This is a genomic window from Amycolatopsis lexingtonensis, assembly GCF_014873755.1.
In the GTDB taxonomy this organism is placed as follows: Bacteria; Actinomycetota; Actinomycetes; order Mycobacteriales; family Pseudonocardiaceae; genus Amycolatopsis; species Amycolatopsis lexingtonensis.
Window position 1 is genome coordinate 420,634 of sequence record NZ_JADBEG010000001.1, and the last position, 18,303, is coordinate 438,936.

The following is an 18,303-nucleotide window of genomic DNA, read 5'->3' on the forward strand; positions in this document are numbered from 1 at the left end:
GGTGAGCGTGTTCGCGGTGTACGAGTCGAGCACCGGCAACGTGGTCGGTGCGGTCAAGGCGATCGGCACGCCGCTGCCGGCCGCGGACGCCCTGGTCGGCGCCGCGCTGCCGGTGCGGTTGTCGCTGAAGTCGGGTGAGGTGGTGACCCTTTCGCTGGCGGGGCGCGAACTCGCCGTGCACGAGGCCGACGACCAGCCGGCGGTGTTCGTCGAACCGCTCGCCTACGGCGTCACGCGCGTGACCGGCCAGCCGGTGAAGCCGGCGCTGGCGAAACTGGCGGAGCTGCCCGCGCCGGCGTTCGACGGCGCGGGGCTGCTGGTCACCGTCCCGGAGAAGACGTCCGAGCCGCTCGCGGTGTTCGCGCTGGTCTCCGAGGGCGGGGACACGTTGCCGCTGCGCGGGACCATCAAGGAGGGCGCGGACCGCGTTTCGCTCCCGGTCACCGTGAGCGCGGGCGCGCACGCCGTGCTGGTGCTGGTGGCGGGCCGGGCGGGCCGGCTGGAGGAGGTCGGCAAGTGAGCGCACCCACCGGCGGCGGGATCACCGTGCACCACTGCGTGGTGCGGGTGGTCCGGCGCGGCGGGTGGAGCTGGGGTCCCGATCCCCGCGGCCTCGTCCGGCGGGTCCTCGACGCGCTGCCGGAGCTGCTCGCCGAGCGGTTCGGCGACCTCGTCGAGGGCGACGGCCCGGACCTGGAGATCACCGAGCCGGTGCGGCTGTCCGTCCGGCTGTCCGGGTCCGGGACGGGCGGAACCGGCGCGCTGCCTTCGGGTTTCGTCCTCGAAGCCGTGACGCCCGATGGTGGGACGCTGCCGGAACTGGTCCCGCTGCCCGTCCCGGTTCCCGCGGGTGCGTCCCCGGATCCGTCCACTGTGGACACCGGTGCCGAGCTGCCGTCCTTCGCCCCGGTCGCGGCCTCGGCCTCGGCCGGACTGACGGTGGCGGCGTTGTTCGAAGAGCTGGCCGCGCGGGACGAACTCGCCGCGTTGCTCGCCCTGCTCCCCGAGGAGACCGTGCGGTGGTACCTGGCGGCGCTGCTTTCCGAGTCCGCCGGCGCACTCCCGGGCGAACCCGGCTCGTCCGCCGTCGCGGGCCTTCCCGGACCGGCCGGCGAACTGGCCGCGGAGCTGGCCCGGCGGCTGTCCCTCCCGTCCCCGCCCGAAACCCGCGCGGAGCTCGCCGAGCTGCTGGGTTCGCCGGGGGAAGGGGCCACACCGGACGGCGAGACCGTGTCCGGCGGTGTGCTGACCACGCCGAGGCCGGCCGGGGAGACGAGGGTCGGCTCCGTGCTCCCGTTCCTGCTGGCCGGCCCGCTGGCCAGGACCGGGTACCTGGACGCGATCGGCCCGGCACTGGCCGAAGACGCCCCGCTGTTCGCCGCGGCACTGGCCTACAAGATGCTCGGCGCGCCGCAGCGGGGCTGGCGGCGGGCACCCGGGGACGACGTTTCGGCGGCGACGTTCGCCGGCCTGGAGTCGGTGCCGGACCTGACCGCGTTCGCCGCGGACGCCGGCCCGGCGCTGCCGGTCCTGGACGGCGTGCTGGCGCTTTCGCTGTGCCGCGGCCACGATCCGGCCGATCCGCTGCTGATCGCGGGCGTGGACGACGGCCTGCTGCTGGTCGACGCGCAAGGCCTCTTCCCGGTCGCCTGGGCGGCCACCGCGGCCGGGCTGGTGCCGCACTGGGTGACGTGCGGCCGGCCGCCGGTGCTGGTCCGCGACGGCCCGCTCCCGCCGTCGGCCCTGCGCGACCTGGCGGCGGCCGGCGTCCGGTTCCTCACCGACGCGCGCCCGCTGCGCGACGACCCGCTGACCCGGCTGCGCTGGCGCACTCCACTGTGGACGACCGGCGGCGTCGAACCCCGGCTCGCCGCGGGGTTCCCCGCCGAGCGGCTGGACGAACTGGTCCGGGTGCTGTTCGTCGAGCACCGGGCCGTGCCGCTGGCGGGCGACCGCGCCCTGGAGCACAGCGTCTCGCTGGCGGCGTCGCTCGCGCTGGGCATGATCGCGTGGCAGCTGTGGGAAGGGGATTCACCGGTGCGGGCCCTGACGACGTTCGCCGACCTGGAAGCCACGGTCCGGTTCACCCGGGACGCGGTGCGCGTGAAGATCCCCTTGGGGCGCCGCCACACGGACCTGTGGCGCGGCGGCGCCCTCACCGACGTACCCGACGTGGTCTGGCTGGGCGGCCGGACCCTGACCTTCTCCGGTGGCTGACGTGAACGGGCCCGCGGTCGAGCACCTCCGGGTGCGCCTGGCCGAACTGCACCACGCGCTGCGGGGCGCCGTCGCCCGCCAAGCCGCGGCCGCGGCGCTGCTGACGCGCCCGGACCTGACCCCGTTCTGCGTGACCGACGAGCAGGTGGACGCGCTGCTCGACCGCGTGGACGCCTTCGCCGAGGGGATGACCGAGCCGCCGTCCCCGGCCCGGCCGGCCCCGGAGTCCGAGCAGCACCTCCGGCGGCTGGCCGCGGCGCGCGGTGTCACGCTCCCGCTGGACGCCCTCGCGACCCGCTACGGCCTGTCCCGGGACGAGCAGGACGCGCTGCTGCTGGTGGCCGCGCCGGAGCTGGATCCCGGCTACGAGCGCGTCTACGCCTACATCGTCGACAACCTCAACCGGCGGGCGCCGTGCGTGGAACTGCTGGTCACGGTGATCGCGGAAACCCCGGCGGACCGGCTGGCCCTGCGCCGCGCGCTCGGCTCCGCGGGCCGGCTGCGCCGCTACGGCCTGGTGCGGGCGGCCGGCGAGGCGCCGACCGAGCTGGCCCGCGAGCTGGCCCTCGGCGGCGGCGTGTTCGAGTACCTGATGGGCTGGGGCGGCGACGTCGGGATCCTCGGTAACGACCCCGGCGAGGTGACCCGGCCGGAGCGCTGGGTGGCGTCGCCGTACCTGGAGTCGGAGCGGCTCACCACGCTCGGGCGCGCGCTGGCCACCGGCGACGTCGACGTGGTCGGCCTGTGGGGCTGTCCCGCCGACAGCCAGCTCGACGTCGCCCAGGCCCTCGCGGCCGCGGCCGGCCGTCCCCTGCGCCGGGTGACCGCGGACGCGGCGGAAGACCTGCGGACCGCGGCGGCCCTGAACGCGATCCTGTGGCTCCCGACGGACGGGCGCGAGGCACAGGCCGACGAGCCGTGGGTGAGCTCGGGCGTGCCGCTGTGCCTGACCGGCGCGACGCCGTGGCGCCCGCCCCGGCTGCTGGCCGCGCGCACCTACGCGGAACTGACGATCCCGGCCCCCGGCTTCCCGGAGCGGCGCGCGATGTGGTCGTCGGCGTTCCCGGTGCTGGGCGAGGACGTCCTGGCGGACCTGGCCGCCCGCTACCGCATGAGCGGCGGCGAACTCCGCGCGGTGGCCGCGGTCGCCGACACCGGCGCGCGCCTGTCCGGCACCGGCCACCCGATCACCGACCACGTCGAGCCCGCGATCGCCACGGTGACCCGGGGGCGCTCCAGCGGCGCGGTGCAGTCGATCATCCCGCGCCGGGGGTTGCCGGACCTGGTCTTGCCGGACGCACAGCTGGCCCAGATCGAGGAGATCGCGTCGGCGTTCCGCGCGTGGCCCCGCATCGCGGAGACGTGGGGCTTCGCCCGCAAGACGACGACCGGCGGCGTCAAGGCGATGTTCACCGGCGAACCGGGCACGGGCAAGACGATGTCGGCGGAGGTCGTCACCGGGATCCTGGGCCTGGAGCTGCTGAAGGTGGACCTGGCGCAGGTGGTCTCGAAGTGGGTGGGGGAGACCGAGAAGAACATGGAGGAGGTCTTCCGCCAGGCGGAGGACAGCCACGCGGTCCTGCTGTTCGACGAGGCCGACGCCCTGTTCGGCAAGCGCGGCGAGGTCAAGCAGGGCACCGACCGGTACGCCAACCTGGAGGTCGGCTACCTGTTGCAGCGCCTGGAAGCGAGCAACGGCCTCATTATTTTGACGAGCAACCTCAAGGAGAACATCGACCCGGCCTTCACCCGGCGGTTCCACTTCGTGGTCCACTTCCCCCGCCCGGGCGTGGCGGAGCGCCGCCGCCTGTGGCACCTGGCGTTCCCGCCGGAGGCCCCGCTGGCACCGGACGTCGACGTCGATGTGTTGTGCCGCCTGGACATGACGGGCGCGGGCATCACGGCGGCGGCCCGCACGGCGGCACTGGCGGCCGCCGACGCGGGGAGCGGCGCCATCGGAATGCGCCACGTGGTGCGGGGCGTCTCCCGCCAGTTCCAGCGCGAGGCGCGGTTGTTCCGCCCGGCGGAGCTGGGCCGGTATGCTGAACTCTTGACGGACAACGGGAGTGCGCATGCCTGAACTGATGCCCCCGGAGACGAAACCCGCCGTCCCGGTGACGGCCCACGAGCTTCGGACGGCCGCCGCTTCGGACCGCGGGAAGCAGAAGCTCGTCCTGGTGCCCGCGGTGATCGGCAACGCACAGGCCGCGAAGACGGCGATGGACGGCAGCTCGAAGACGGTGCCGTCCCACCTGGCCTCGACGATGGCGGCGGGCCAGGATCGAGTGGGGAACGCGGCGATGGCCGGTGCGGCGATGAGGGTGGTGCCGATGGCGCTCCCGAAGAAGGAAGCCTGCCCCGGCTGCTGACCCGCGCCTGCCTACACCCCGGCATCCGTGTCCACCGCGGCCGCGCGCAAAGCGGCGGTCACGCGGGTCACGGCGTCCGGCAGCGTCCGCGGCAGGTGCGCGAGCAGCACGCGCCGCTGCTCCCCGGGCCCGCCCCGCACCGGCAGCACGCGCACCCCCGCCGGCGCCACCCGGCCGATCCCGCCCGGCACCGTCGTGATGCCGCACCCGGCGGCCACCAGGTGCAGCTTGGCCAGCCAGTCGCGGGCGGTGTGCGCGATTTCGGGCCGCTCGTCCAGGCCCGGCCACACGCCCATCACCCGGTCGTCGCCCGAGCCCGCGATCCAGCGGCGGCCGCGCAGGTCGGCCACGTCGAGGTAGTCGCGGCGCGCGAGCGGGTCGTCGGCGGGCACGGCGACGCGCAGGCTGCGTTCGGCCAGCGTGTGCACGGTCAGCGCCGGGGTTTCGGTGTCGGGCGGGCGGAACGGCGGCGCCGAGGCCAGCAGGGCGACGTCCAGCGTGCCGGCGCGCAGCGCGCGGACCAGCGCCGGCGTGCCGCCTTCCCGGCTGAGCACGGTGATCGCCGGGTCGGTGCGCCGCAGCGCCGCCAGTGCCCGGGGGAGCAGGTCGGCGCCGGCGGTCGGGAACCAGCCCAGCCGGACCGTGGCCCGTTCGGCGGGCAGCCCGGCGAGTTCGCGCGCGGTGGCGTCGAGCTGGTCGACGACGCCGGTGACGCGGCGCAGCACGATCTGCCCGGCCGCGGTGAGCCGCACCCCGTCGTGGCGGCGTTCCAGCAGCGGCGCGCCGGCCGCGCGTTCCAGCGCCGCGATCTGCCGCGAGACCGCGGACTGGGTGTAGCCCAGTGCGGCGGCCGCGGCCGTGAGCGTCCCCCGCTCGGCGACCTCGCGGAACACCCGCAGCGCGGTCAGGGAAGCGTCGGTGAAGGCCATGACGTCCAGGCATACCAGAGGTGCGCAGCTTCTGCTTTTCGCATGCCTCGGCTCCGCCGATTGGGGTCTTTGGTCCTCACCGCTCGTGACGCGCGGCCATCGCGGGCAGGCCCGGCCCGCGGTGACGCTGGAGGCGTCCGCAGCCCAGGAACCGGAGCCCGACGATGAGCCGACCACTGCCGAGCGTGTTCGACCAGGCCCTCGCCTCGGCCGTGCGCGCGCCCTCGCCGCACAACACCCAGCCGTGGCGGTTCGCCGTCGGGCACGAGGTGGTCGAGGTGTGGCTCGACCGTGAGCGGGTCCTCGCCGTCGCGGACCCGGCCGGGCGGGAGGCCCGGCTCGCCTGCGGGGCCGCGGCGTTCAACCTGCAGATCTGCTTGCGGGCCAACGGCTTGGCCACGGTCGTGCGGATGCTGCCGGACCCCGCCGAGCCCGGCCTGGTCGCGACGATCCGGCTCGACGGGAACCAGAAGTCGACGGCGGTCGAGCGCAGGCTCGCCGAGGCCGTCTTCCGGCGGCACACCAACCGCCGTCCGCTGCTGGACAAGGCGGTGCCGCCCGCGCTGCGCTCGGCGCTCGAAGCGGCTGCCCAGGACGAAGGCGGGCAGCTCGTGTACCTCGACGCGGCGGGCCACTACACCCCGGTGGCGACCCTGGTCCGCCAAGCCGAAGCGCTCCAGGCGGACGACCCGGAGTTCCGCCGCGAGGCGGCCTTCTGGACCCAGCGCGACGCCACGAGCCCCGACGGAGTTCCGAAAAGCGCGGCCGGGCCGCCGGCGCGCGGCCACGGTGTCGTGTCGCTGCGTGCCTCGCACGAGAACCGCGATCTGCCCGAGCGCGAGTACGAGCAAGAACCGCTGCTCGGCCTCCTGCTGACTCGCGACCAGGGCCCGCACGCGGAGGTCCGGGCCGGGATGGCGATGCAGCGGGTGCTGCTCACCGCGACCGCCGAGGGCCTGGCGACGTCGTTCCTCTCCCAGCCGTTCGAGACCCCGCGCACCCGGGAGGCGCTCGCCGGCCTGTTCGCCGGGCACGGCCAGCCGCACACCCTCCTGCGCATCGGCTACGGCTACCCGGCCCGCCTGACGGCCCGCCGCCCGATCGAGGACGTGCTGACCCACCACGGCGACGTCCCGGCCGGGTAGCCGCGGTCAGAACCAGTGCAGGCAGTGCGGCGCGCGCTCGGCCCGGAAGAGGGCGTCCGCGACGGCGGCCGCCCCGGGGTGGTGCGCCTCGACGTGGCCGGCACGCACCAGCGTGCTCGGTGTCGTGCCGCCGAGGTAGATCGAGCCCAGGTCGCTCACGTCCAGGGACAGGTCGGGCTCGCGGTCCGACGGCACGCACTCCGCCTTGCCGTCGCGGACGGTCAGCAGGTAGCGGCCCCGCTCGGCGAGGAACGGGTCGGTGACGTCGAGGACCAGCTCGCCGTCGGCGGACCAGCCGCGGGCGGTCAGCGCGCGGGGCACGTCCAACAGCCGGACCCAGAGCCAGTCCGTGTCGTTGCCGACCTGGCCGGCGCGGAAGTCGCCGAGCTGCCAGCGCAGCGGGTGCCCGGGCGGGACGTGCTTGAACACGACGTCGGTCACCAGGTCGTGCTCGAGCGCGAACCGGGCCAGCGCGGTGAAGACGGCGTCGTCGGCGGTGATGGTTTCGTCGACGGTCAAGGTGCGCGGCTCGCCGATCGCGTAGCTGGCGTAGCCGTCCGCGACCCCGTCGGCGTCGCGGTGGACGGCGACGTACCGCGGCGCCGGCGAGATCGGGGGCTGCCCCGCGCCCGAGCTCCACCAGCGCCGCGGCCGCGACAGCGCGCCGGGCTGCGCGCGGCGGTAGCGGTCGTAGACCTCTGCCATGGTCCCGACGCAGTCGGCCCGCGGCCGCACCTCGACCGAGCCGGGCGCCGCGGCGGCGGTGCGGGCCCGGGGGAGGGCCAGCCCGGCCTGGTGGCGCGGCACGGTCAGCTGCTGCGTGTAGGTCGCCGGCCCGTAGCCGAACCGGCGGTAGATGACGGCTTCGGACGCCAGCAGCACGCCGAGGAACTCCCCGCGGGCGCGCAGGTCGGCGAGCTGGCGCCGCATCATCGCGCTGAGCACGCCCCGCCGCCGGTGCGAGGGCAGCACCCCGACCGCGGTCACCCCGGCGGCCGGCGCGAGGATTTCCCCGGGCAGGGTGAGCTCGAAGGAGTACGCGCCGGCCGTGCCGACGGGCTGCCCGTCCGGCGTGACGGCCAGCAGGTTCCGGTCCATTTCGAGCGCCGACCACCAGACGCCGCCGTCCTGGCCGGGGGGTTGCGGGAAGCGTCCCAGCGCGATGTGGAACGTGGTGACGAAGGCGTCGAGGTCCTGGTCGGTGGTCGGGCGGATCTCCATCGGGACAGTCCATCGGCGGGCCGGGAGCGGGGCAAGCGAATTACGGCTCGGCCTTCTCGCGTGTCTTCAGGAGGCTGGCCCCCACCGCGGTCGCGAGGATCGCGGCCACCACGCCCAGCGACAGCGCCGTCGGGATCTTCCAGACGTCCAGCAGCAGCATCTTCACGCCCACCCAGACCAGCACGAGGGACAGCCCGATCTTGAGGTAGACGAACCGGTGCATGACGTCGGCCAGCAGGAAGTACATCGCCCGCAGGCCGAGGACCGCGAAGGCGTTCGACGTGAAGACGAGGAACGGCTCCTGCGTGACGGCGAAGATGGCCGGGATCGAGTCGACCGCGAAGACGACGTCGACGACCTCGATCAGCACCAGGACCGCGAGCAGCGGCGTCGCCACCCAGCGGCCGCCTTCGCGGACGAGGAACCGGGCGCCGTGGTGGCGGTCGGTCGACGGGACGACCCGGCGGAACGCGCGCAGCACGATGTTGCGCTCGTAGTCGACCTCCTGCTCGCGGTGCAGCGCCATGCGGAACCCGGTGAGGACCAGGAAAGCCCCGAAGACGTACAGGATCCACGCGAAGCTCGCGATCAGCGCCGACCCCGCCGCGATGAACACCGCGCGGAACACGAGCGCGCCGATGACGCCGTAGAACAGGATGCGGTGCTGGTGCTCCCGCGGGACGGCGAAGTACCCGAAGATGATCGCGAACACGAAGACGTTGTCGACCGCCAGCGACTTTTCGATGACGTAGCCGGCGAAGTACTGGCCCGCGAACTCCGCGCCCCAGACCCACCAGACGACCGCGCCGAAAGCCAGCCCCAGCGTCACCCACACCCCGGACCAGGCCAGCGCTTCGCGGACGCCGACCACGTGCGCGCGGCGGTGGGCGGCCAGGTCGACGGCGAGCATCGCCAGGATGACGCCGAGCACGGCGAGCCAGGCCCAGAACGGAACGGTCATGCGCACACTCCTCCGGTTCGATGCCGAACCAGAGGTCTCCCCGGTCACACGTGGTGTGACGCCGGCACCGGACTGCGCTCGGGCAGCCGGATTGACGATGCCGGACCGGGCGGGTACTCCCCTCCGCTGAGTCCAGAATGACGAACTGCACTTCGTCTGTCAAGTTCGGACGTCTACTGTGGCCGGTATGGCTTCGTGGACGTTCCTGAGCAACCACGCGCACGTTCTGCTGTGCGTGGCCGCGGATCCCGACCGGACCCTGCACGACATCGCTGCCCGGGTGGGCATCACGGAGCGCGGGGTGCAGCTCATCCTCCGCGACCTGATCGAGGAGGGCTACCTCGAGCGCGAGCGGGTCGGCCGGCGCAACCACTACAAGATCCACCCGGAAGGCCGGCTGCGCCACCCGCTGGAAGCCCACCACCGGGTGGCCGACCTGGTCGCGGCGCTCGGGCTGGACGAGCGAGCGGCACCGCCTGGCCGCTGAACCTGGCTCAGCCCCCTGGTGGGCCGGTCGTTTCACCGACTACGAGCGGCACCACCACCGGCTCCGGCCCCTCGGCCACCGGCATCCCATCGAGCAGGCACACCGCCAGCTCGACCGCCCGCACGCCCAGCTCACGCGCCGGAACGACCACCGCCGTGGGGTGGAGCCGCTGGTGGTCCGCCACGGTGGCCGAGCACACCGCCACGACCGACACGTCCCCCGGCACCCGCAGCCCACGCCGCCCCAACTCGGCCAGTACCGACGGGAGCACGGCTTCGTCGTGGACCACCAGCGCCGTCGGCCCGCCCCGGGTGAGCAGCTCGTCCAGACATCGCGGGACATCCTCCGGAGCACACGGCAAAGAAAGCGCTTCCAGACGCCGGTGAGCGACGGCTTCGCGGAAGCCCGCCAGGTACCGGAGCCGGTTCGGGTCAGACGGCATCAAGTGAGCGATCGAGCGGTGGCCGAGGTCCGCGAGGTGGGTGGCGCAGGCCTGCCCGGCCGGTGCGAAATCCAGCGGGACGGCCGACGGTCCGCGGTGCCGGCCGACCAGCACCGCCGGGCGGCCCGAGGCGAGCAGGACCGGTACGCGCGGGTCGTCGTCGCCGGCGTCCAGCACGATCACCGCGTCGGCCAGTGCCGCCGACGTCACCCGGTGCAGGCCCGCCGTGCCCGTGTCGTCGGTGACCAGGAGCAGGTCGGTGCCGAGTTCGCGGGCGGTGCAGGCGGCCGCGGTGAAGAACTCCATCGCCACGCCCAGGTGCCGGTCCGGCGGGACCGAAACCGCGAGCACGCCGGCCCGGGTCGCGGCCGGGGCGGTGCCGCGACGGCGGTAGCCGAGCGTGCGGATGGTCTCCTCCACCCGCCGCCGCGTCGCCGCGGAGATGGTCCGCTTGCCGGTGATCACGTACGACACCGTGCTCGCCGAAACCCCGGCCGCGTTCGCCACGTCGGTGATCGTCACCGCGCCGCGGGGGTTCGTCATGGTCGGGGACCTTCACTTGAGTTAGCGCTAACATCGAGCGGGGACGCCGACCATAATCGCGGGTGGAGCCGCTGGTCAAGCAACGTTCGCCGGACGGTCCCGCCGGCTGCGGGTTCAACCGGCGGGACCTGGCCGCGGCGCCGCCGGCCCGGATGTCCTTTATGGACCATTGACCTCAAGCAAGGTCGAGCTTCTACGCTCGTCGCATGACCGAGACGACGATCCTGCGGCGGCCGCCGAAATCCCTGCTGGCGACGCTGCTGGCGGTCAGCACGATGACGATCATGGCCAGTGCCACGATCACCCCGGCCCTGCCGGGCATGGAGCGGTACTTCGCCGCCGAGCCGCACGCCGCGCTGCTGGTGCGCCTGGTGCTGACCCTGCCGGGACTGGCGATCATGGTGGCCGCGCCGCTGCTGGCCCGGCTCAGCGACCGGATCGGCCGGGTGCGGGTGCTGGTCGCGTGCCTGCTGCTCTACATCGCGGGCGGCGGCTCCGGCCTGGTCCTGGACTCCCTGCCCGCGCTGCTCGCCGGCCGCGCCCTCCTCGGCGTCGGGATCGCCGGCGTCATGACCACCGCGACCGCCTTGCTCGCCGAGCACCACCCCGCCAGCGACCACGGCCGGGTGCTGGGCTTGCAAGGTGCCGCGATGGGCTTCGGCGGGGTCGTCGCGCTGCTGCTGGGCGGCCTGCTGGCCGCGGTGAGCTGGCGCGGCCCGTTCGCCGTCTACCTGCTCGCGGTCCCGGTGCTGGTGCTGGTGCTCCGGTTCGTCCCCGAAGCGGCCGAACAGCCGGCGGCGCCCGAAGACGCCCCGGCCGCGTCGCCGTGGACACCGCGGCTGCTCGGGCTGTACGCGGTCATGTTCCTCGGCGTGATCGTCTTCTACACCGTGCCGACGCAGGCGCCGTTCTGGCTCGACCGGGTCGGCGGCGCGGGCCCGGCCGTCGCCGGCGCGCTCATCGCCGCGGTCAACCTCGTGATGACCGTGGTCGGCCTCAACTTCCGGCGGCTGCGGGCCCGCTGGGACTTCCCGGTGCTCGCGGCCGCGATGTTCGCGGCGTTCGCGGCCGGGCTGGCCGTCCTCGGCTCGGCGGGCGGGCTGGGCACGGCCGCGGCCGGGATGGTGGTGGTCGGACTGGGGATCGGCCTGCTGAACCCGGTGGTCAACGGCTGGGTGGTCGCCTCGGTCGCCCCCGGCACCCGGACCAAGGCCCTCGGCCTGCTCACGTCGGCGCTGTTCCTCGGCCAGTTCGCCTCCCCGCTGCTCGCACAACCGGTGATCGACGCGGCCGGGCTCGGGTGGACGTTCGGCTACGCCGGGATCCTCGCCGCCGTGGTCGCGGGCGTCATGGCCGGGGCGCGGCTGCTGCGGCGCGCCGGCGCTGGGGCACGACGACGTACTTGGGGTCCCTGGTCGACTCGACCCCGGCCTCGAACGTCCCGAACCGCTGCAGCGCGCTCCCGGCGAACAGCGCCGCGCCGGCGGCCGCGGACACCGCGCGGCTGCGGTGCCCGATGAGCGTGCCCAGCAGGCCCGCCGCGGTCAGCCGCTCGGACCACTTCCGCAGCCGGTGCGCCTTGCCCGTCGTGTACGCCTCCGCTGTCAGGCCGAGCCGCTTCTCCAGCAGCTTCGACGCCGCCAGCTCGGTCACCGCGCCCATCGCGGCCAGCGCGCGGGCCGGGCCCGCCTCCTCGACCGGGACCAGCACCATCGCGAAGCCGCCGGAGCTCGCCGCCGCCGAGCCGGCGAAGACGAACGGCAGCCGCGGGTGGGCTTCGTGCCAGGCCGGGACCGCCGTCTGCGACAGCAGCACCGCCGTGTAGGTCGCGACGGCCGGGGCGACAGCGGCCGACGCGAGCCCGGCCGGGCGGGCCACCGCGCGCGCGAGCTTGCCCGGCCACCACCCGGCGGGCAGCACCTCGGCGACGGCCGCGACGCCCATCCCGGGCCCGAACGCGCTGAGGAGCCAGGTGCCCACGCTCATCGGCGACGTCGGTTTCGCGACGCGCAGCATGTGGTGGAACCGTTCCGGCCGGCCGAGGTCGGCGACCAGCAGGTAGACGCTGGCCAGCAGCGCCGCCACCGACCCGGTGCGGCCCACCCGGCGCAGCCGCGGCCGCCCGGTCAGGTCGGCGCCCGCGGCCAGCAGCGACGTGCCCGCCGCGAGCCCGCCGGTGAACAGGTACGCCGGCACCTTCCACTCCCACACCGGCGGCTTGAGCACCGGCCGCCCGTAATACGACCGGAACTCGGCCTCCGGCACCATCAGCTCTTCGCGGGAGCGGCGGGACTTGCGGTCGGTCATCGGCGGCGTCCTCCGAACGCGGCGACGGCGGCGGCGAGCAACGCCGACGCCGCCACCCCGGCGTACTTCCACATCGCGGGCAGTTCCCGGGTCGGCACCACCGGGTCCGGTGGCAGGCCGTAGACCTCGGGTTCGTCCAGCAGCAGGAAGAACGCGCCGGCGCCGCCGACCCCGTCGGCCGGGTCGTGCCCGTAGAGCCGGGCTTCGGGGACACCGCGCTCGTGCAGCTGCTCGACGCGGCGGGCGGCCCGCTCGCGCAGCTCGTCGAGCTCGCCGAACTGGATGGAGTCGGTCGGGCACGCCTTGGCGCAGGCGGGTTCGAGGCCGTCGTGCAGCCGGTCGTAGCAGAGCGTGCACTTCTGCGCGCGCCCGTCGTCCGGCCGCCGGTCGATGACGCCGTACGGGCAGCCGGAAACGCAGTAGCCGCAGCCGTTGCAGATGTCCTGCTGCACCACGACCGTGCCGAACTCGGTGCGGAACAGCGCGCCGGTCGGGCAGACGTCGAGGCAGCCGGCGTGGGTGCAGTGCTTGCACACGTCGGACGACATCAGCCAGCGGAAGTCGGTCCGGCCGTCGGCCCCGGTCTTCGCGCCCGGCAGGTCGAACGACGGCATGCCGAGGTCCTCGGTGGCGTGCGGCGGGGGAGCGGTGGGCGGGCGCGGCTGCTCGACGAAAGCCACGTGCCGCCAGGAGTTCGCGCCGAGCGCGCCGGTGTTGTCGAACGACATCCCGAGCAGGTCGAGCCCGTCTTCGGGGACGGCGTTCCACTCCTTGCAGGCCACTTCGCAGGCCTTGCAGCCGATGCACACCGACGTGTCGGTGAAGAACCCGACGCGCGGCGGGTGCCCGGCGTGCCCGGCTTCCCCGGCGACGTCGGGCAGCCGGTCCTCGACGCTCATGTGCCGTCCTCCTCGTGGCCGGGTTCGACGTGCCGGGTTTCGTGCGCCGTCGACACCCGCGTACCCGTTTCCGGCGTGATGCCCGCACGCTCCCGGTACTCGGCCAGGTACGCGGTCAGCGCGGCCCCGCGCGGCCGCTTGCCGGGCCGGACGTCGCAGGTGGCGACCTTGCTCTCCTGGATGAACACGTTCGGGTCCAGCACGACGCCGAACAGGTCGTTCACGACGTCGCCGGGCACCAGCCCGGAACCGCCCCAGTGGTAGGGCATCCACACCTGGTGCACGACCCGGTCCTGCACGCGCAGCGGCCGCATGCGGTCGGTCACGAAGACGCGCGCTTCGACGGCCGCCCGCGACGTGACGACGTGCGCCCAGCCCAGGTGCGCCAGCCCGCGCAGCTCCGCGAGTTCGGGGGAGACTTCGACGAACAGGTCCGGCTGCAGCTCCGACAGGTACGGCAGGGTCCGGCTCATCCCGCCCGCGGTGTGGTGCTCGGTCAGCCGGGCGGCGGTGAAGACGAACGGGAACACCTCGCCGTGCGCCTCGGGCGGCGACGGGTTCGACGGGTTGTCCCGGCGGCCGTAGACCTTCCGCGCCGGGTTGCCCTGCTGGCCGTAGAAGGGGTTGCGGAACGGCGACTCGTGCGGCTCGTAGTGCGTCGGCAGCGGGCCGTCGGCCAGCCCGGACGGCGCGAACAGCCACGCCTTCCCGTCGGCCTGCATGATGAACGGGTCGTCGCCGCGCAGCGCGGCCGGGCCCACGGCGTCCGGCGGCGGGATGTGGTCCGGCGGCTTGGTTTTCTCGAAGTCGGGCACGTCGTGGCCGGTCCACTCGCCGGCGTCGGCGTCCCACCAGATCAGCGCTTTGCGTTGGCTCCAGGGCCGCCCTTGCGGATCGGCCGACGCGCGGTTGTAGAGCACCCGCCGGTTCATCGGCCAGACCCAGCCCCACTCGAGGGCGGTGTGGTCCTGCTCGAACCGGGGCTTGCGGCGGGCGGCCTGGTTGACGCCGTCGGCGTAGACGCCGCAGTAGATCCAGCACCCGCTGGAGGTGCTGCCGTCGGCCTTGAGCTCGAGGTACCCGTTGAGCTCCTTGCCGGTGGTGAGGTCCTGGCCGTTGATCCGCCGCAGCACGTCCTCGGCCGACGGCTCGTCGCCGTGCACCTCGTAGTCCCAGGCGAGGTCCAGCAGCGGCCGGTCGCGCTCGTCGGCGGACCCGGCCAGCCGCTCCCGCAGCTTGCGGCCGAGGTGGTAGAAGAACCACAGGTCCGAACGCTGGTCCCCGGCCGGTTCGACGGCTTTTTCCCGCCACTGCAGCATGCGCTGGGTCTGGGTGAACGTCCCTTCCTTCTCGACGTGCGAGGCGGCGGGGAAGAAGAACACCTCGGTGCGGCAGCCCTCAGGCGTGATCTCGCCGGTCTCGATCTCCGGCGCGTCCTTCCAGAAGGTGGCGCTTTCGATCATCGTCAGGTCGCGCACGACCAGCCAGTCGAGGTTGGCCATGCCGAGCCGCTGCAGCCGGCCGTGCGCCGACCCGACGGCCGGGTTCTGCCCGAGCAGGAAGTAGCCGGACACCTTGCCGTCGACCATGTCCATGACCGTGCGGTAGGTACCGTGGTCGCCGTTGATCCGCGGCAGGTAGTCGTAGCAGAAGTCGTTGTCCGCCGTGGCTTTCCCGCCCCAGTACTCCTTGAGCAGCGACACGGTGTAGGCGTCGGCGTTGCGCCAGAAGCCCTTCTGCTTGTCGCCGGCGACTTTCTCGAGGTAGTCGCCGAGCGTGCGCTGCTCGGGGGTGGGCATCGGCAGGTAGCCGGGCAGCAGGTTGAACAGCGTCGGGATGTCGGTCGAGCCCTGGATGCTGGCGTGCCCGCGCAGCGCGAACACCCCGCCGCCGGGCCGGCCGATGTTGCCCAGCAGCAACTGGACGATCGAGCCCGCGCGGATGTACTGCGCGCCGACGCTGTGGTGGGTCCAGCCGACGCTGTAGACGAGCGCGGCGGTCCGGTCGCGGCCAGAGTTGCCCGTCCAGGCGTCGCAGACCCGCCGGAAGAGCTCCTTCGGCGTCCCGCAGGTCGCCTCGACCATTTCCGGGGTGTAGCGGGCGAAGTGGCGTTTGAGGATCTGGAACACGCAGCGCGGGTGCTGCAGCGTCGGGTCGGCGGCGATCTCCTCGCTGCCGCCTTCGACCACCGGGCCGCCGGAGCCGTGCTGGTCCGGCGCCGACGTCTCCTTGCCGTGCCCGGTGTCCTGCGGCCGGACGTCCTCGTAATGCCAGGTCGCCGGGTCGTAGGCGGCTTTGGCTTCGTCGTAGCCGCTGAAGAGGCCGTCGAGGTCCTCGGTGTCCCGGTAGTCCTCGTGCACCAGGAAGGACGCGTTGGTGTAGGCGACGACGTACTCGCGGAAGTCCAGGTCGTTGCTCAGGATGTGGTTGATCACCCCGCCGAGGAACGCGATGTCCGTCCCGGCGCGCAGCGGCACGTGGGCGTCCGCGAGCGCGCTCGTGCGGGTGAAGCGCGGGTCGATGTGCAGCACCTGCGCGCCGCGCGCCTTCGCCTCCATCACCCACTGGAACCCGACCGGGTGCGCCTCGGCCATGTTCGAGCCCATGATGATGACGCAGTCGGCGTTCTGCAGGTCCTGCTGGTAATCCGTCGCGCCACCGCGACCGAAGGAAGTCCCCAGACCGGGAACGGTGGCGGAGTGTCAAATACGCGCCTGGTTTTCGATCTGGATCGCGCCGAGCGCGGTGAAGAGCTTCTTGATCAGGTAGTTCTCTTCGTTGTCCAGGGTGGCGCCGCCGAGGCTGGCGATCCCCATGGTCCGGCGCAGCGGGGCGCCGTGCTCGTCGGTGTCCTGCCAGCCCTTGCGCCGGGCGTCGAGCACCCGGTCGGCGACCATGTCGAGCGCGGTCTCGAGGTCGAGATCGGTCCACTCGGTGGCGTAGGGCGCGCGGTAGCGGACCTTCTGCTCCCGCTGCGGCCCGGTCACCAGCTGCTTGCTGGCCGACCCCTTCGGGCAGAGCCGCCCGCGTGAGATGGGGCTGTCCGGATCGCCTTCGATCTGGACGACCTTCTCGTCCTTGACGAACACCTGCTGCCCGCACCCGACAGCGCAGTAGGGGCAAACGGACTTCGCCACGCGGTCGGCGCTCGCGGTCCGCGGCGCGAGGGCTTCCGACCGCGCGGACTCCGCGGCCTTGCCCCGGCCGAGCGGATCGGTGCCGGTCAGCTGGCGGTACACGGGCCAGGATTCGAGCCACCGCCGTGGTCCCATGTCACCTCCCGCTCGCGTCCGCTGCCGGGCTACCCCGGGCCAGCCGAGCGTAAACCGGCTCGGCGGGACCGGCGACCGGACGACGTCCGGTCAGGTCGAAAACGGCGAAGATGCGCCCTCTGCCCGGGTTCGTCCCCGCCGGGCGGCCAGCGGCTGGGCGACGTCCTCCAGGGACTTCCCCTCCGCGTCCACGGCGAGGAACCGCGCGATCACGCCGCCCACCACCATGACCGCCGCGCCGAGCAGGTAGCCGATGAAGAGGCGGACCGGGTGCTCGCCGGTGCCGATGAGGGCGCCGTAGATGACCGGGCCCAGCGCGCCGAAGCACTGGGCGATCGCGAAGAACACCGCGATCGCCTTCGCCCGGACTTCGAGGGGGAAGATCTCGCTCACCGTCAGGTAGCCCGCGCTGGCCCCCGCCGAGGCGAAGAAGAAGATCACGCACCAGGCGATCGTCTGCGTGATCGCGTTGAGCGCGCCGGCGTAGAACAGCACCGCGGTGCCGGCCAGCAGCACGCCCGAAAGGACGTACGTGCCCGAGATCATCCGGCGTCGGCCGAGAGTGTCGAACAGGTGCCCGATGGTGAACGGCCCGACCAGGTTGCCCACCGCGAACGCGATCAGGTAGATCGGCGTGGCCGCCGAGGACACGCCGTAGAACTTGCCGAGCACCAGCGTGTAGGTGAAGAAGATCGCGTTGTAGAGAAACGACTGGCTGATCATCAGCGACGCGCCGAGGACCGCGCGGGACGGGTACTCGCGGAACAGCACCCTGGCCAGTGCGACGTAGCCGATCTGCTCGGCGGGCGTCACCTCGATCGCCTTCTTCTCGTCGACCGGCGGCAGGTCCCGGCCCGCGTGTTCGACCTCGCGTTCGATCTGCGCGATCGACTCCTCGGCGGCCTCGGCCTTGCCGTGCATGATCTGCCAGCGCGGGCTTTCCGGCAGGTGGCGGCGCACCAGCAGGATCACCAGCCCGAGCACCGGGCCGATCAGGAAGCCGAGCCGCCAGCCGAGCGACAGGTCCACCTGGTTGAGCAGGATGTACGTGCCGACGGTCCCGAGCACGGCCCCGGCCCAGTACGTGCCGTTGACGGCGATGTCGACCCGGCCGCGCCGTTGCCGAGGGTCAGCGCGGTCAGGCCGCTGCCGACCAGGTAGACGGCGAGGGTGAGCATGAACAGGTTCCGGCGGCCCAGCTTGTCGGAGAGACTGCCGAAGAACAGCGCCCCGACCACCTCGCCGGCCAGGTAGATCGTCGCGAGCAGCCCGACCGCCGTCGACGACATGTGCAGCGTCTCGGGTCTGGTCAGGGTGTCGGCGACCGCACTGGCCACGGTGATCTCGAGGCCGTCGAGGATCCACGCCACCCCGAGTGCGACGACCATCCGGGTGTGGAACCGCGACCAGGGCAGCCGGTCGATGCGTGCCGGGATCAGCGTCCGCACGCCGGACGACGCCGGTGTTGCCGCCATGACGACCTCCTCGAGCGCCGGTGCCCGGCGGGGCTT

Annotated in this window: 13 protein-coding genes and 2 pseudogenes; 7 read left to right on the forward strand and 8 right to left on the reverse strand. The window is 73.5% G+C overall.

Features of this window, described 5'->3' with window-relative positions; translation table 11 throughout:
* The first annotated feature begins 1 nt into the window (after window position 1).
* The 4 genes from H4696_RS02000 to H4696_RS02015 are packed head-to-tail and all read left to right on the forward strand — an operon-like array spanning window position 2 to window position 4,586.
* A complete protein-coding gene (locus H4696_RS02000) occupies window positions 2-520 on the forward strand; it encodes a hypothetical protein (protein ID WP_192782006.1) in 519 nt (172 codons plus the stop codon).
* Window positions 517-2,217: a hypothetical protein gene (locus H4696_RS02005; protein ID WP_192782007.1), complete on the forward strand. Its 1,701-nt coding sequence runs from the start codon at window positions 517-519 to the stop codon at window positions 2,215-2,217. The genes H4696_RS02000 and H4696_RS02005 overlap by 4 nt, the downstream gene beginning before the upstream one ends.
* The gene (locus tag H4696_RS02010; RefSeq protein WP_338078646.1) at window positions 2,210-4,297 is read left to right on the forward strand and encodes an ATP-binding protein; all 2,088 of its coding nucleotides are present in this window, start codon (window positions 2,210-2,212) and stop codon (window positions 4,295-4,297) included. Before H4696_RS02005 ends, H4696_RS02010 begins: the two co-directional genes overlap by 8 nt.
* Window positions 4,290-4,586: a hypothetical protein gene (locus H4696_RS02015; RefSeq protein WP_086865725.1), complete on the forward strand. Its 297-nt coding sequence runs from the start codon at window positions 4,290-4,292 to the stop codon at window positions 4,584-4,586. Before H4696_RS02010 ends, H4696_RS02015 begins: the two co-directional genes overlap by 8 nt.
* An 11-nt stretch (window positions 4,587-4,597) precedes the next feature.
* On the opposite strand, the gene H4696_RS02020 is transcribed toward H4696_RS02015, so the two are convergent.
* Window positions 4,598-5,515, reverse strand: a complete 918-nt coding sequence (locus tag H4696_RS02020) for a LysR family transcriptional regulator (protein WP_192782008.1) — start codon at window positions 5,513-5,515, stop codon at window positions 4,598-4,600.
* A gap of 164 nt (window positions 5,516-5,679) precedes the next feature.
* On the opposite strand from H4696_RS02020, the gene H4696_RS02025 reads away from it, so the two are divergent.
* The gene (locus H4696_RS02025; protein ID WP_086863707.1) at window positions 5,680-6,660 is read left to right on the forward strand and encodes an Acg family FMN-binding oxidoreductase; all 981 of its coding nucleotides are present in this window, start codon (window positions 5,680-5,682) and stop codon (window positions 6,658-6,660) included.
* Window positions 6,661-6,666: 6 nt separating this feature from the next.
* Here H4696_RS02025 and H4696_RS02030 read toward each other — a convergent pair whose 3' ends face one another.
* A complete protein-coding gene (locus H4696_RS02030) occupies window positions 6,667-7,881 on the reverse strand; it encodes a GNAT family N-acetyltransferase (protein WP_086863708.1) in 1,215 nt (404 codons plus the stop codon).
* 40 nt (window positions 7,882-7,921) lie between these two features.
* Window positions 7,922-8,842 (reverse strand): TerC family protein, encoded by a 921-nt coding sequence (locus tag H4696_RS02035; protein WP_086863709.1) that lies wholly within the window; start codon window positions 8,840-8,842, stop codon window positions 7,922-7,924.
* Between the two features lie 187 nt (window positions 8,843-9,029).
* Between H4696_RS02035 and H4696_RS02040 the strand changes: the two genes are divergently transcribed.
* The gene (locus tag H4696_RS02040; RefSeq protein WP_086863710.1) at window positions 9,030-9,329 is read left to right on the forward strand and encodes a helix-turn-helix transcriptional regulator; all 300 of its coding nucleotides are present in this window, start codon (window positions 9,030-9,032) and stop codon (window positions 9,327-9,329) included.
* A gap of 7 nt (window positions 9,330-9,336) precedes the next feature.
* Here H4696_RS02040 and H4696_RS02045 read toward each other — a convergent pair whose 3' ends face one another.
* The gene (locus tag H4696_RS02045) at window positions 9,337-10,314 is read right to left on the reverse strand and encodes a LacI family DNA-binding transcriptional regulator (RefSeq protein ID WP_086863711.1); all 978 of its coding nucleotides are present in this window, start codon (window positions 10,312-10,314) and stop codon (window positions 9,337-9,339) included.
* A 206-nt stretch (window positions 10,315-10,520) separates the two neighbouring features.
* Between H4696_RS02045 and H4696_RS02050 the strand changes: the two are divergent.
* A pseudogene (locus H4696_RS02050) lies at window positions 10,521-11,564 on the forward strand (MFS transporter); the annotation flags it as partial.
* 97 nt (window positions 11,565-11,661) lie between these two features.
* Here H4696_RS02050 and nrfD read toward each other — a convergent pair.
* From nrfD to H4696_RS02075, 4 genes and pseudogenes are all read right to left on the reverse strand, one after another.
* Window positions 11,662-12,621, reverse strand: coding sequence for an NrfD/PsrC family molybdoenzyme membrane anchor subunit (gene nrfD / locus H4696_RS02055; RefSeq protein ID WP_192782009.1), 960 nt, complete (start codon window positions 12,619-12,621; stop codon window positions 11,662-11,664).
* Window positions 12,618-13,520 carry a 4Fe-4S dicluster domain-containing protein gene (locus H4696_RS02060; RefSeq protein WP_192782010.1) on the reverse strand — a complete coding sequence of 301 codons (903 nt, stop codon included), beginning with the start codon at window positions 13,518-13,520 and terminating at the stop codon, window positions 12,618-12,620. The genes nrfD and H4696_RS02060 overlap by 4 nt, the downstream gene beginning before the upstream one ends.
* Window positions 13,517-16,792, reverse strand: coding sequence for a formate dehydrogenase (gene fdh / locus H4696_RS02065; RefSeq protein ID WP_225955566.1), 3,276 nt, complete (start codon window positions 16,790-16,792; stop codon window positions 13,517-13,519). The genes H4696_RS02060 and fdh overlap by 4 nt, the downstream gene beginning before the upstream one ends.
* Before the next feature lie 90 nt (window positions 16,793-16,882).
* Window positions 16,883-18,267 (reverse strand): annotated as a pseudogene (locus H4696_RS02075) (MFS transporter).
* Between the last annotated feature and the right edge of the window lie 36 nt (window positions 18,268-18,303).